The 14946-nt window shown below is 29.5% G+C and carries 18 protein-coding genes; 16 read left to right on the top strand and 2 right to left on the bottom strand.

The window, feature by feature from the left end:
* Positions 1-146 precede the first annotated feature (146 nt).
* From ACUXZJ_RS14400 to ACUXZJ_RS14380, 5 genes are all read left to right on the top strand, one after another.
* On the top strand, positions 147-1091 hold the full coding sequence (locus ACUXZJ_RS14400; protein WP_446195331.1) for an energy transducer TonB: 945 nt from the start codon (positions 147-149) through the stop codon (positions 1089-1091).
* A gap of 3 nt (positions 1092-1094) precedes the next feature.
* Positions 1095-1448, top strand: coding sequence for a hypothetical protein (locus tag ACUXZJ_RS14395; protein ID WP_446195329.1), 354 nt, complete (start codon positions 1095-1097; stop codon positions 1446-1448).
* A 147-nt stretch (positions 1449-1595) separates the two neighbouring features.
* Positions 1596-2162, top strand: coding sequence for a hypothetical protein (locus ACUXZJ_RS14390; RefSeq protein ID WP_446195327.1), 567 nt, complete (start codon positions 1596-1598; stop codon positions 2160-2162).
* A gap of 2 nt (positions 2163-2164) precedes the next feature.
* Positions 2165-3133 carry a hypothetical protein gene (locus tag ACUXZJ_RS14385; protein WP_446195325.1) on the top strand — a complete coding sequence of 323 codons (969 nt, stop codon included), beginning with the start codon at positions 2165-2167 and terminating at the stop codon, positions 3131-3133.
* Positions 3134-3358: 225 nt separating this feature from the next.
* Entirely contained in the window at positions 3359-3607 is a 249-nt protein-coding gene (locus tag ACUXZJ_RS14380) for a hypothetical protein (protein ID WP_446195323.1), read from the top strand.
* Here the strand turns inward: ACUXZJ_RS14380 and ACUXZJ_RS14375 are convergent.
* Positions 3587-3805 carry a hypothetical protein gene (locus ACUXZJ_RS14375; RefSeq protein ID WP_446195321.1) on the bottom strand — a complete coding sequence of 73 codons (219 nt, stop codon included), beginning with the start codon at positions 3803-3805 and terminating at the stop codon, positions 3587-3589. The genes ACUXZJ_RS14380 and ACUXZJ_RS14375 overlap by 21 nt on opposite strands.
* 2 nt (positions 3806-3807) lie before the next feature.
* A complete protein-coding gene (locus ACUXZJ_RS14370; RefSeq protein ID WP_446195319.1) occupies positions 3808-4032 on the bottom strand; it encodes a hypothetical protein in 225 nt (74 codons plus the stop codon).
* A 266-nt stretch (positions 4033-4298) separates the two neighbouring features.
* On the opposite strand from ACUXZJ_RS14370, the gene ACUXZJ_RS14365 reads away from it, so the two are divergent.
* From ACUXZJ_RS14365 to ACUXZJ_RS14315, 11 genes are all read left to right on the top strand, one after another.
* The gene (locus ACUXZJ_RS14365) at positions 4299-5165 is read left to right on the top strand and encodes a TIR domain-containing protein (RefSeq protein ID WP_446195317.1); all 867 of its coding nucleotides are present in this window, start codon (positions 4299-4301) and stop codon (positions 5163-5165) included.
* 151 nt (positions 5166-5316) lie between these two features.
* Positions 5317-6066, top strand: coding sequence for a DUF2971 domain-containing protein (locus tag ACUXZJ_RS14360; RefSeq protein ID WP_446195316.1), 750 nt, complete (start codon positions 5317-5319; stop codon positions 6064-6066).
* 258 nt (positions 6067-6324) lie between these two features.
* The gene (gene yhdJ, locus ACUXZJ_RS14355) at positions 6325-7209 is read left to right on the top strand and encodes an adenine-specific DNA-methyltransferase (RefSeq protein ID WP_060382644.1); all 885 of its coding nucleotides are present in this window, start codon (positions 6325-6327) and stop codon (positions 7207-7209) included.
* On the top strand, positions 7181-8299 hold the full coding sequence (locus tag ACUXZJ_RS14350) for a hypothetical protein (RefSeq protein WP_063743046.1): 1119 nt from the start codon (positions 7181-7183) through the stop codon (positions 8297-8299). Before yhdJ ends, ACUXZJ_RS14350 begins: the two co-directional genes overlap by 29 nt.
* 124 nt (positions 8300-8423) lie before the next feature.
* A complete protein-coding gene (locus tag ACUXZJ_RS14345) occupies positions 8424-9566 on the top strand; it encodes a hypothetical protein (RefSeq protein ID WP_060382642.1) in 1143 nt (380 codons plus the stop codon).
* 181 nt (positions 9567-9747) lie between these two features.
* Positions 9748-10611: a hypothetical protein gene (locus ACUXZJ_RS14340; RefSeq protein WP_235588302.1), complete on the top strand. Its 864-nt coding sequence runs from the start codon at positions 9748-9750 to the stop codon at positions 10609-10611.
* Complete coding sequence (locus ACUXZJ_RS14335; protein ID WP_446195312.1) at positions 10604-11773, top strand: AAA family ATPase; 1170 nt, start codon at positions 10604-10606, stop codon at positions 11771-11773. Before ACUXZJ_RS14340 ends, ACUXZJ_RS14335 begins: the two co-directional genes overlap by 8 nt.
* 150 nt (positions 11774-11923) lie before the next feature.
* Positions 11924-12892 (top strand): DUF4365 domain-containing protein, encoded by a 969-nt coding sequence (locus tag ACUXZJ_RS14330; protein WP_060382640.1) that lies wholly within the window; start codon positions 11924-11926, stop codon positions 12890-12892.
* Between the two features lie 156 nt (positions 12893-13048).
* On the top strand, positions 13049-13984 hold the full coding sequence (locus tag ACUXZJ_RS14325) for a hypothetical protein (RefSeq protein WP_060382639.1): 936 nt from the start codon (positions 13049-13051) through the stop codon (positions 13982-13984).
* 79 nt (positions 13985-14063) lie between these two features.
* Positions 14064-14426 carry a DUF2200 domain-containing protein gene (locus ACUXZJ_RS14320; RefSeq protein ID WP_060382638.1) on the top strand — a complete coding sequence of 121 codons (363 nt, stop codon included), beginning with the start codon at positions 14064-14066 and terminating at the stop codon, positions 14424-14426.
* Between the two features lie 12 nt (positions 14427-14438).
* On the top strand, positions 14439-14846 hold the full coding sequence (locus ACUXZJ_RS14315) for a VOC family protein (RefSeq protein WP_060382637.1): 408 nt from the start codon (positions 14439-14441) through the stop codon (positions 14844-14846).
* The last annotated feature ends 100 nt before the right edge of the window (positions 14847-14946 follow it).

The following is a 14946-nucleotide window of genomic DNA, read 5'->3' as shown; positions in this document are numbered from 1 at the left end:
TATTAGCTAGATGAACCTAGTTTTGTTTGTTGTTCTTTGTAATCATCGCTGAGTTGCGTATATTTGTGTGTTGGGCGACATTGTACCGCAGAACGTGAAAATAGTACATAAATTTAATTATCTCAAAATCGATTCTTTACAAAACAATGAAAAAAATATTTTTAAATTCAATAATTATTCTCACTTCAATATTATCTGTTGCACAAACCGAATATAAAAATACTAAACCTTTGACAGAAAGTGAAATAAAAAATTCTTACATATTTAAAAATAATGAAGATAAATATAAGTCATCTGAATTAATCAAATCTATACCTGTTACAGATTATGATTTAACTAAAGACTTTTTAATCGAAATTGAAAAAGTATTAGAATCTACAAAAAGTCTTAAAAATCACGTTAAAGATACATTAGAATTAGAAACCTTAAATAAAAGCATATATCAATTAAATAATATTCAAAATAATATGACTTCTACAAGTAATATTTTATATTACAAAGCCATTATGAAGTATACAAATTATTCGAATAAAGTAACGATAGATACAATAAACGTTGAACCTATTATTGATTATTATGGAAAAGTTGGTGGCTATGAAAAAAATCGATTAAAATGGCTACGAAAAGCAAGAGAAAACGTAACTGAATTAAATCAATTACATGCACGTGAAAAATTTGAAAAAATCTGTTATGATTTAAAACCAATTCAAGAAAAAGAAAGCTACAGACTGTTAAAAATATCTGAAGAAGAAAAACAAAAAATTGAAAATCAAATTTATTCTGTTGAAGAACTTGACAAACTCCCAGAATTTCCAGGCGGTATTGATAAATTTTACAATAGTATTAAACTTAAGTTTCAATATCCAGATGTACAAGAAGAAATTAAAGGTAAATTAGTTGTTGAATTTACAATTTATAAAGATGGTTCAACAGGAAATTTTAATATTATAGAAGATGTTGGTTTTGGATGTAGCGAAGAATTAATACGAGTAATTAAAATATTGCCTCGATGGATTCCTGCACAAAAAAATGGAAAATCCGTAAACACGAGATTTAAAACAGATTTAAAATTAAACAAACAAGCAGAATAATTTATGAGTATTTACGGAACATTTTATTTCACAAAAACAAAAAGTGGAAATTTATTAGGAGAATTTATAAATAACGGACTAAAAAATTTCATTGTTGAAAGTGCAAATATTAACGAAGGATTTTGCAAAGAAAAATTTGAAGCAGAATATACTACAAATTGGTTAGAAGATGAAAATGCCTTTGCTTCAAAATTAATTATCGAAAGAGATATAGAAAACAAAAAAATGTTTAATTTAACTTGGCTTGATTTAAAAAGTGAGAAACCAATTTTTAGTGGAATTGGGTTTAAAAAGAAAAAAATATTAATTGGAAAATATTCCGACCAAAAAAACAACGATCGCCCAACAGCAGTTTGAAGAAATTGGGGTTTATGGCTAAATTTAAAGTTGGTTTTGTATTTGTAACGCTCAGTCTTTAACCGAAACTACTCGCCTACTTTTCCCCAACTTCTTCAAGCTGCCAAACGTTGTGCGTCAGCTTACCAGAACCGAACCAAAAAAGAGATGAAAAATAAAATTATAGAAATATCAGATGAATTTGTTAATATGATTAATGAATTTAAAAATCAAAATGAAAATTTAGAAATAAAATCTTTTGAGATAGATTGTACAGAATTAAACTATAATTCTGAAACGATACATATTTGTGATAGTCCATATTTTAAAAAAAACTTCGATGAATTAAAATTAGTAGAAAGAAAACCAACTGTATATTGGTTTGAATTTAATAATCAAATCCATAATCCTGATGATTTATTCAATATTTTTAAAAACCATAAGGAAAATATTAGTGTTAGAAACTTACCAGCAATTTATAAAAATTCCAGAAATACAAATATTTTGTATTTAGGAAAAAGCAAAAGTTGTTTATGGGGAAGGTTATTATTACATTTAGGTTTTCACGATGATAAACACAGTCAAGGATTGGTTTTAAATGAGTGGACTACAGAATTAAACTTAAAACTAACCTTCAACTATTGCGTTTTTAACGAAAATATGTCTGAATTAATAACACTTTACGAATTAAAACTAGCACAACAAACAAAACCACTAATAGGAAAACACAGATAATTATGACTAAATTTTATTTATTTCTAGTATTATTGATTGTATCAAATACTTTCGCGCAAGAGAAAACTTACACTTTTTCTAAAAATCGTTTACAACAAGTAAGAAAATTTTCTTACAACATTAATCCGTTAAAACTTAAACAAACTTCAATTAAAATTGCAAGATTTGATACAGTTAAGACAGTCACAAAAGAATATGCAGTTATTTTAGCTGAAAATGAAGAGTTTAAAAAAGATAGTATCAATGCAAAACAAAATAATAAACCTTGGGATAGAGAAAAACAATTTTCAAAAGTAAAATATTACAAACTTGACCCAAATCCAAAAAAATATGATTTAAAATACAATTTCAGAGATAGTGTTTTGGTAGCTGGTTTTGAAAGCGTTGAATTTGATTATTTGACTTTAAATGGATCATTTATGAAAATTGAAAAATACTATCAAAAAAACAATAATATTATCTTACTTGAGGAAAATATTAAAAACATAAACTTTAAGCTTAATAACTTTTATGAAATGAACAATACAGGTCGTACACTACTACAAAATACAGAAACAAAAGAATATATTTTAGTTAGTGGTTCTTTACTATCTGAATATGAAAACACAAAAAATGAAGAAGATTTAAAAGAGTTTAATGATGGTTATTTAATTTGGAAAACTAAATATACAGAATTGACAAAATCTGCAGAAAATAATATTAAAATCTGTAATTCTATTTTAAAAAGAAATACATTTATAAATGTTCTTGGTCAATCAGTTTGGAATGCAGACAAAATTTCAAAAAAAGATAAAATAGAATTTAACAATAATTATGATGCAATAACTGAAAAATTAAGTAAACTTGGTGTGTTAGAACAAGAAAGAAAGTTTTATAGTTATTATTTAGACAATGTAAAAGGTGATGAAGGATTAAATGTTTATGGTATTTCTATATTTCATTCAACAGCACAAAAATTCACTATAAAATAAAGCCGAACGCACAACAGCAGTTTGCAAAAATGGCGGGTTTTGGGCTTAATTTAAAGTTGGTTTTGTACTTGCAAAGTCAGTGAAAACCGAAAGTTTAGGCTTCCTTAATCCGCCACTTCTGCAAGCTGCAAAACGTTAGCAAACAGCTTAACCAAAAATTCCGCAGAAAAACTAAAACGGAAAAGTTACCAGTTTGTTAATGTTGCTAAATAAAAAAGTAACATTATGAAATATCAACCAACAGAAGAGCAACTTCAAGAGTGGGGTAAGGTTGTTTTTAATTCTTTTGCAGGGTTTACAAAAGATGATATAGAACCTTTATTTGAAAGATTTATTATACCTATTTATGTATTCGCATCACGAAGACCCAATGAAGATGGTAAATGGAAGATAGTGAACCGAGAAACTGGAAAAGAATATCCTGTTGACGAGGCTATAGAAGTAACTAAAAAGCTATACCAAATCTATTCTTGAAAATTCTTCCTCTGGAGCTCCCAATTCTGCTGAACCGTTTGGATAACTTGTATACCACCACGCAATTCTATGTTGTGGTTTAGTATCATATCTGCGAAGTAGAATCACAGTATCTTGCTCTTTTGAGATAGGGTTTGTATATTTTAAAACATCCCCTTGCTTATATTTAGGTTCTTTAGTAATATATTTTTTAGCCATAATTATTGTTTTAGTGATAATTCAGAATGATAAACTAAATATTCTTCCTTTGTTCTAGTGTTTCTAATCCAATAATTTTCTATGAAAGGTCTATCTTCATAAGTTCCGTCTTTGTTTGGTAAAACTTTTATAACTTCATAGTTATCTTCTTTGGGAGTATTTTTCTCACGAAAAGTGAATATGACTAAATCATTAACTGTGAATTCACAAGTACCAAATTTTTGCATAAAAAAGTTATATAAGAGTAGAATTCAAAAGTAATAAAAATAAACGTAAATTAGCAAAAAAACAAAGCCGATTTGCTAACAGTGGTTTTGCAAGATTTGGACTAAAGGCTCAATTTAAAGTCGGTCGTGTACTTGCAATCGCCGTTAAAAAATTAAAAATTGGGAATGGCTTTCCCCAAACCTCGCAAAGCCACAAAACGTTGTGTGCAAGCTGTGCTGACGAGCAAAAATTGACAGTATTTTATTATAATAAAAAAACAGAAAAATTGACAATAACTACTACTAAACTCATCATCAAAAAAGATGATTTCGAAAAACAAATAAAGGAAAGAATTTCTAAAGGAATTGTTTTATTAAATTTTCGCGTAACTATACTATCAAGAAAAAATGGTAGATTAGGAGAAAGTAATAATTACAACGAAACAGAAAAAAAAGATTTTTTAATTGAATATAATAAGTGGAAAAAATACAATGTTGAACTTTTAAAACAATCATTTAACACTTCAGGAAATGAATATTTAAAAGAATATGAAGAGGCTGAACGTGATAGAATATGGTCTGATTTTGTTGTTGAGCGTAAAGACGATATTCAAAAACAAATTACTGTTTTGGAAAGCTTAATTGAGAGATTATCATTAATTCCAACAAATGATGAAATTGTTAAACAGGATAATAAAAGTGAAAAAAAAATTACAAATAAAATTTTTATAGTTCACGGTCACGATAATGAAATAAAACAAATTGTAGCAAGGACATTAACTCAGATAAAATTAGAGCCAATTATTTTACACGAACAAGCTGACCAAGGCAGAACTATTATAGAAAAATTTGAGCAAAATAGTTCCGAAGTAAATTTCGCAATCATACTTTTAACTGCTGATGATATTGGTAAAGCTGAAAAGGAAACTGATTATAAAAGTAGAGCAAGACAAAATGTTGTTTTTGAAATGGGTTACTTCATTGGAAAATTAGGTCGAAAAAAAGTTTTTCTATTATTGGAGAACGGAGTTGATAAACCAGGTGATTTAGATGGAATTGTTTATGTACCAATTGATAATGCAGATGGTTGGAAATTAAAACTTGTAAAAGAGTTAAAAGTTGCAGGTTATAACGTTACAGCTGATGATTTATAAAAAAGCCTGCACACAACAGGCGTTTGGCAAGATTGCGAATTTTGTGGTAAAATCACGTTTACATTTCGCAAGAAATTTTATCTTTAACAGAAAATAATCGGTTCCGAAGCTCGCAACCTCGCCAAGCGCCGGAACGTTGTAAACAATACTAATGAACCTATACTACAAATATTTACCACCCGAAAGACTATCATACTTAGATGACGAATTATTGAGATACACCCAGCCTATTGACCTAAATGACCCATTTGAATGTTTACCAAAAAAGCCAAGCGAAAAGGAATTTAAAGATGTCATAAAAATGGTATCTGAACTGTTACACAAAAAAGGATTTCCATTGAACGAAAATGACGAAATATTGGAACTTGAAAAAATCTATAATGAGGCTTATCAAAATGTAAATAACGATATTGGAATTTTATCCTTAACCAAAAATTGGAATAACACTTTGATGTGGTCACATTACACTAATTCACACAAAGGTTTTTGTGTAGGATTTGACCCAAAAGACGAATATTTTCAAAACTTTTTAAGTAATGACGGAAAAAAATCTAAAATAATTATGGAAGTCGTTTATTCTAATAAAAGAGTAGAAATGCCAATGGAACTTGGTAAAAAAAAATTAGCATTTGAACCTTTTATAACAAAATCAACAGATTGGAAATACGAGGAAGAAGTTAGAATAATTTCTACACTCAATATGTCCGACAAAAAAATCAACAGTAATCCCGTAGATATTCACTTATTCAAAGTGCCACACAGGTCAATTAAAGAAATAGTTGTAGGAGCAAATATGGACAAAGAAAAGGAAGATTTAATTAAAGACTTTTGTACTGAAAATAAAATTGAATTCTATAAATCTAAAATATCCAATGAGCAATTTAATATGGAAAGAAAATAAGAAAGTACTGCTTACAACAAGTGTTTGGCAAGATTGCGAATTTTGCAGTAAATGCATGTTTATTTATCGCAAGAAATTTTATCTTTAACAGAAAATAATCAGTTCCGAAGCTCGCAACCTCGCCAAGCGCCGGAACGTTATGTGCCATTCTAAAAGACCGTGCTACAACGAAATGACTGTGAACAAAAACAGACAACTTTCAATCGAACGACCTGTTATTTTGACTAAATTTGAAACGACTTTTAATTGAATTTGAAAATGGAAATATTAGGAAACGAACAACATAAAATTATTCACGGAGACGCTTTGGAAGCATTAAAAATACTTCCTGACAACTCTGTGGACTTAATTTTTGCTGACCCACCCTACAACATTGGCAAAAACTTCAACGGACACATTGAAAAATGGAAAACTGAAGAAGCCTACCTTGACTGGTGTTACGAATGGCTAGACTTGTGCATACAAAAACTTAAACCCAACGGCAGTTTTTATGTAATGACAGCGACACAGTTTATGCCGTTTTTCGACATTTATCTTCGTAAAAAGTTAGACATACTTTCCCGACTTGTTTGGTATTACGACAGTTCAGGTGTTCAAGCTAAAAAATACTACGGTTCGATGTATGAACCAATCTTGTTTTGCGTAAAAGACAAAAACAACTACACTTTTAACACGAATGACATTTTAGTAGAAGCCAAAACAGGAGCAAAACGTAAACTTATTGACTATCGCAAAGCAGTTCCAACAGTTTACAGCTCAGAGAAAGTTCCTGGCAATGTTTGGGAGTTTGCAAGGGTTCGTTATCGTATGGATGAATACGAAAATCACCCGACACAAAAACCAATCGCATTACTCGAAAGAATTATCAAAGCAAGTTCAAACGAAGGAGATTTAGTTATAGACCCATTCTCGGGAACATTTACTACTTGCTTTGTTGCAAAAGAACTTGGAAGAAATTCCATTGGTATAGAGCTTCAAGACGAGTATGTAAAAATCGGTTTACGGAGATTACAGTTAGCCAATGAGTTTAAAGGCGAAAAATTAGAAAAGGAAATCCGCACCTTTGAAACACAAAAGATTGCAAACATTAATCAACAAACATTATTTGAACCTAATGGAACATACATTCACGCAAAACATTAAACAAGTTTTACAAAGTCACTTCGGAGATTTAGCTGAAGACGTATTCAATAATAGCTATTTAATTCGCTACATAAATTTAAAAACTAGGTCGGCAAATAAAGGGTCAAAATCAAGGGGGAGTTTTCACCCTCTTGCAGTTTTATATGTTCTTATTGAAGATTACATTTCAAAAGGATTCGATACAAATGACAGTTATAAAGATTATGACGGGGCAACTTTCACAGTAATAAAATCGAGAGCTACCGAATTGCCATTTTGTAAGAAAATTCAAAACCACTCTTTCAACAATAGAGTAAACTCAGAATTTGAGAAGTTTTTTAAGGAAGAAATTGAATTCATTCCGGTTATTAGAAATCTTGAGACAAAAAAATATTGGATTAATGAGAACTTACTTCGAGTAAAAGAACAGAATATCGCAAAAGCGGTAATTGAGATAATCAACTCTTATTTTGCCGCAAAGCAAGAAGCTTTTATGGGTTTTATTAAAGCTTGTGAAGAACTTCAAAAGTTTGAAGAAGATAAAACTAAGAACATTGAAGATTTTATTATTGGTTTATTAGCTCCGAATGTTGATGCAAGACTATTTGAAATCGTGAGCTACTCGATTTTAAAATTCCATTATCACGACCAAAACATTATTTGGGGATTTGATATGGATAATTTGACAACTGAATCTTTACAGTTATATAAAACAGGCAGAACAAATGCAAACGATGGTGGAATTGATTTTGTAATGAAGCCATTAGGTAGATTTTTTCAAGTCACTGAAACAATTGACTTTAAAAAGTATTTCCTTGACATTGACAAAATTCAGAAATACCCGATTTCATTTGTAATCAAATCAGAAGAAAGCACAGAAGATTTGCTTCAAAAAATAAGAGACAATGCAAACAAAACTTACTCAATAAAATCTATTGTCGAGAAATATATGAGTTGCATTGAAGAAGTAATCAATATACAAGTTTTACGTGAGAGATTTAATATCGCAAATCAACAAGGGTATCTAAAACCTATACTTGACGAAATAATTTTACAAAGTAAGGTTGAATTTAATTATGACGATTCGGACACAGAAGATGACGAAGAATAGAAGAACGGCACATAACAGCACCTACAAGAAATTGGCGGTTCAGTGATTTAATGAACATTTGTGCTTCGAAATCGTCAACTTCTTGTAGCTGCAAAACGTTATGTGCTAGCTTAAAACCTAAAATATGAAAGAAAATCTTCAATACAAACTTGACCAAATAGCAAGTGTTTGGAATGATTTCATTTGGGAATATGATTTTTGTAAGCGTACTATAAAATTCACACCGGAAGTAAGGAGTAATTATTTTGGAGATATATTAGGATATTTTGGGGATACATTTGACATAATATTTGATAACAGAGAATCAAAGTCTTATTCAGACAGATTTTCAAATCAAATTAGCTTTTTACAAAGTATATATGTTCAACAAGATTTTATTGAGGAATTACTTTTAATTTTTAAATGCAAAACAAATAAAGGAGATTTAAAGAAAGATAATAACTACATTATAAATAGAGACATAAGAAATGAATTAGTCGGACATCCAATTAGAAAACAAAGTGGACAATTTATCTCTTCTTGTTTATTTGGTTATAATGGTGGAAGTGATAAAATTACCTACTTAAGATATCATAAAGACAATAATTATGAATTCGAGTCAATGGAATTTGAAGTATCAGATATTATTTTACGCCATAATAATTTTTTAATAAAATACTTTGACGAAATCTTAAATAAGTTAAAACGTATTCTGACAAGTTTTGTAAAAGAAATAGAAAAATTGGAATCATTCATACAAACTAAAAGTTTCAATGAAGTTCTTAATATCTCATCTGCCTTCTTTGAATCAATTTTTAAATATGATTTTATTTATGATAAAGAATCTTTGCTTAAAATTTACGCACGAAGAAGTGAACATAAAAGATATCAAAACCTAATTGACAAATTTTACAGAGACTTGAAAAGTTCTCTCAAAGAGAAAAAAGATTCTGCAATAGAAGTTTTTCAGGCAAAAAAAGTTTTTGAAGAATATGAAATTAAAAGGCCTGCTTTAAATTTGGATATAATAAAATTCATTGATACGTCAAAAATAACAAAAACTGAAAATAACGTAATACCTGTAACATATAATTACGAACTTGGAAAACTCGCAACAAAGAGAAATCTGAGAGATTTTAGTCATTTTGGAAGTACTCTAAAATTAAAATGTGTAGAAAATAAAATTGTCTTAGATGAATTGGAACATATGGAATTGAATTTTTATGATGATATTGAATATTATTCAGCATTTAGATTGATTTGGAGTGAACTAAATAATAATGATTAAAAAGCCAGCACATAACAGGCGTTTGGCAAGATTGCGAATTTTGTAGTAAATTCACGTTTACATTTCGCAAGAAATTTTATCTTTAACAGAAAATAATCGGTTCCGAAGTTCGCAACCTCGCCAAGCGCCGGAACGTTGTGTGCAATGTTTCGCGAAATCTACAGAATAACAAGCCTAAAATATGATATTTAACATTTACTACATAAATTTTCCAAAAGTTTACGAAATTAAAATGATGTTAAGCAACATTATTTTACTAAACAAAGAGCTTGAAAGCAATAAAAATATTGAAGGAGATACAGAGTTAAGAGCAAAATTTGATTTTGGAACAAAATTTTTGAATCTTTTTAATGTTGAGGCTGAAGGAAAAGCAAGAGTCGCAGGAAGTTCAGCACAAAAGGTTTTAGAAACATTCGAAGTAAAAACAACAAAATCCGTTATTCTTAATGATATTATTGAAAATTCTAAAGCAATACAAAACTTTGAAGACTTAAATGAAGGCGAAATAATTAGAGTTGATAATGTTTCACTTTCATTGGAGAATGAGCCAGAATTGAGAATTGTAAAACTTATGACAAGCGATGCTTTTAAAGGTTTATCCATACCAGGAGCAAATGGTTTTGATATGGGAGGGTTATTCAATTCAATGTTCAAAGATTATGCATACAAACTTAAAGGAGAACTAACAAATTCAACTGATAAAATACTTGTCAAAATCCCACTAACTTTTGAAAGTGAATTTGAAAGTTCATACAGTGTCGATGATTTATTTATTGGAAAGGTTTCTTTGTTAGGCTTATATAAAGGAAAAATAAAATTAAGTGAATTAAAAAACTCGCTAGAATTCTTTCAAGAAATTGGAAATTTTCAACAATCATTTAATAAAAATGAAGATGAAGAAATACAAAATAGTCAGTATGAGGATAATTTACAAACAAATTCCTTTAATCCTTTCGTAAGTAGCTTAAAGGATAATACAGAATACCATTATATTGATATTTTGTCAATAGTTCAAATCATTAAAACGCAAAAAAAGAATGATTAAAAAAAGTGAATTATTACTATATACAACATCTAAATATAAAGAATTAAAAGCGTTTTTTGATGTTCAAGAAAAATCCATATTAAGTATAACTGACTTCATAATGGATGAAGAATTAATAAATGAGCACTATGCTTTCGAGACAGTAATAGATGTGTCTGCTTTAGCAGTAATAACACAATATCATTCTGAAAGAATTATCAGCTTATTTGATGAATCTTTCGTATTCATTGCAGATGAAAAACATAGAAATTTTTATGAAAAAGAATTAAGATTTTGCTTTTCAGAGTTTAAAATTTTTGAAGCTTATTTTGAAAAAGAATCAAGTGAAAATGATTCAAATAATAAACATTTAGCAAAAAAACATAAGAAAATTATTGACTTGGAACCCCAAGAATTAGAAACCTTTTTTAATTCATTTAATAACTCACTTTATGGTCACAATAAATTCAAGGATGATTTCAAATCTTTGGTTGATAATTTTAGAGTTTTTAATAAACTTGGAGAACATAAAATTTTATCATTGTTTTTACTAGGCGATTCAGGTGTAGGTAAAACAGAAGTAGCAAGAGCTATACATAAAGCATTAAATGGACAAAATAAAGTTGCAAAAATAAATTTTGGAAATTACAGTAGTGACAATTCTTTAAATTCATTAATTGGTAGCCCAAGAGGATATATAGGCAGTGAAGATGGAGAAATATTTATTAGAGTTGCAGAATCAGATACAGGTATAATTCTTATTGATGAATTTGAAAAATCAAATTCTACGCTTTTCAATTACTTTCTTGATGTTCTTGAAAATGGAAAAATGATTAGCTCATTAGCACACGAAATTGATTTAAACGGTTTTATTATAATATTTACTTCTAATATTTCTAAAGATAATTTTAAAAATGTAATTTCTCCAGAGTTAAGATCAAGATTTGATTATAAAGGATATTTTTCGATTTTAAAAAATCAAGATAAGCTTAAATACGTGGAATTTAGAATTAATAGTATAATAAAGAAATTTAACAAGAATGTCGCAAATGTTTTAGACGACACATTTAAGTACGAGGTTTTTCTTGAAATAAATGTTGGGAAGCACAATAATATGCGAGATTTAAATAAAGAAATAAAGAAATTATTTGTTGAAAAATTAAAAACAAAAATTATAAATTAACACTGCACACAACAGCGGTTTGGCGCCATTGCTGGGCTTGGGCATACTTGGAAAAACTCTGTTTTTCCCAATCTTGGTTTTGTACCTGCAAACTTTTGTGCTATATTTACGCAACGGCAAGCCAAGCCGTGAAACGTTAGCCGTCATTTTATGAACACTCCGAAAGTCACAGAAAATTATTATAAAGAACGTGAAGGCGTTTTGAAAGTTGCGATAGAGTTGAACTCTAATGGTTATGTATTTCGTGAAACTTCAAATGGTGATATTGGAATTGACGGACAAATAGAACATGTAAATGAACAAGGAGAAGCGACAGGGAAAATTGTTGCTGCACAAATAAAATCAGGGAATTCTTATCTAGTTGACAAGGGAGACCATTTTGCATTTTACCCTCACGAGAAACATAAAAATTACTGGTCAGTCTTTCCGCTTCCTGTAATCTTATTTGTGTACTATCCAAATGACGATAGAATATATTTTACAGATGTAAGATATCAACTAAACATTCCAAAGCAAAATCACACCTATATAACATTAGATAAGAGCTCCTTCTTGAACAACTTAACGGCTAAAAATATATTTGAAACAACGGGAGATTTAAGTGTTCCCTACTATTCAATTGACCAAGTGTTTTCTATAATGGCAAAGACCATATGTCCAAACCCAACCTTTCATATTAGCTACCTAGACTTATTTACACAAGGGCTGACTAACTTGTGCAGACATGTTTATTTCAGTATGGATGTTGCTTTGGTAATTGCGGATTACTACAATGAAACGGAATTTGGACTAGGAATGGGTTACGGTGAGCATGAGTTTTTACATGAGTATGCAAAGTTTTTGATGAGCCAAAATCTAGCAACTATTGACTATTCAGACTATCTTATTGATTGGAAGGAAAGGCAATTACAGCCAACGTTTATTGCACCATTAACAGTTAGGGGACGTGAACTTCTAGAATATATTAAGATTACTGAAAGCAAGTTTAAAACAGAATTACCACCGACAACTTTGGTAAGAGAGAGGTATATTGAAATGCAATTTCGTACCCAAGACGATTATATGAGATTAGACTTAGGAAAAAAAATAAGAGAAATAATAACAAAAACGAACGGCTAACAAGGTATTGCCAAAAGCGGGGCTGAACGGCTTCGATTGGACATTTGTGCAAGGTTCAAGTTTGGTTCTTCGATTGAACTTTAGTGCTAAAAGTCCCCGTCTTCGGCAATACCCTAAACGTTAGCGGGCATGCTAAAACACAACAAACGACAAAATATGGAAAATCAAAAAGAAAAAGAGAAAGAAATTAATTGGTTTGCTAGAATAGGACTAATAATCCTTACTATATTGATTATTTCAATGATAGTTTACAAATTCTTTTGTAATGAACCTATTGCTGAAATATCAACAGGATTAATTGTTTTACTAGCTTTTTCTATTGTTTTAATACTTTCTGAGTCGTTTGACAATTTCTCTGTAGGGAAAATTATAACCTTATCACGAGCTGTAAAAGAAAAGGAAGCAGTAATAGAAAAAAAGAATGTTGAAATTAGACAAGTTGAAAATGAAAAAAGAGAGCTTCTTTCTCAAATCATTTCATTATCAAACAATTTTTCACAAAGACAATCAAATACGAATATTTACGGTGCTACTCCAGAAACAATCAAACAGTTTACAATCCAAAAGGCGGAAGAACCTGAAATTGAAACATTAAAGCAAAAAGAACAAGAAGAAGAAAATAAGACCACTCAAGAAAGAAAAAGAATTGACTTTAGAAAAGTAGAAGAAATCGCACTTCAATATTACATCAAAGAAAACAATGTTGATGTTTCAAAAATGTTTAAAGAAGTGAAACTTCAAGCATTTGAAGGAATTGACCCAATTAGTGATAATAGTCCAATATATGACGGATATATTAACGAGATTGATAGGGAAGTTTTTATTGAAATTAGACCAACTCCAATGATGGCATCTATGATAACAGACAGACTTTATATGATGTTAAGTAAAATTCATCACTACAGACAATTCAAAAAGACAAATTGCTACTTAAATTTAGTTCTAGTTGAAATTCCAGAAGACGACAGAGATAATACAAGATTTTTAAATGGTATAATAGAATTATTTAGACCTGCTTTAAGTAGCGGACTTTTAAAGATTTCAACTGTAAAACTTGAAAAATCAGACCTAAAAAAAATCTACCGTGAATAGTGAAAATACGCACATAGATAAAGCACGACCCGCTAACAGCCGTCATTGTAGAGCGACACATTAAAACACAAATTTGACAATGCAAGAAACAGAAAAACATAATCAACGAATTGCGAAAATGACTTTTGCTTCTGTTTTCCCTTATTACGTTACAAAAATTGAAAGTAAGGGTAGAACAAAGGACGAATTATTTCAAGTTATTGAATGGTTGACAGGTTTTGACCAAAGTAAACTTCAAGAACTCATTGACGAAAAAGTAACTTTTGAAACTTTTTTTGAAAGAGCAACCTTAAATCCAAATTCGGAAAAAATAACAGGATTAATTTGTGGTTACAGAATTGAAGAAATTCAAAATACATTAACTAAAAAAGCAAGATATTTGGACAAAATAATTGACGAATTAGCAAAAGGAAAAAAAATAGAAAAAATTTTAAGACAATAAAAAAACAAAAAAATGGCAAAACAAGTATTTATCAATTTAGCAGTAGCAGACCTTCAAAAATCTATGGATTTTTATACTGCATTAGGTTTTTCAAATAATCCACAATTTTCAGACGATACTGCAAAATGTATGGTTTGGAGTGAAAACATATTTGTGATGTTACTAAACCACGAAAAATTTTCAACTTTTACTACTAAACAAATTGCTGACACAAAATCTAAAATTGCAGGACTTTTCTCATTGTCTTTAGAAAGTATCGATGAAGTGAATAATCTTATGACAAATGGGCTTAAAGCAGGTGGAATTGAACCCAATGAAATGAGAGATTATGGATTTATGCAACAGCGCACTATTGAAGATTTTGATGGACATACTTGGGAAGTATTTTTTATGGATATGACTAAATTTCCAACTGAATAAAAACAACGAACGGCTAACAGCAGTTTGGCAAAATGACGGGTTCAGTGCTAAAATGAACATTTGGTTTTCAAATAAAGTTTATTGCTAAATTGAACATTTG

This window comes from Flavobacterium sp. TN-1, assembly GCF_052828645.1.
The sequence above is the reverse complement of the archived record's forward strand: the minus strand, read 5'-3'. Positions and strand labels throughout refer to the sequence as shown.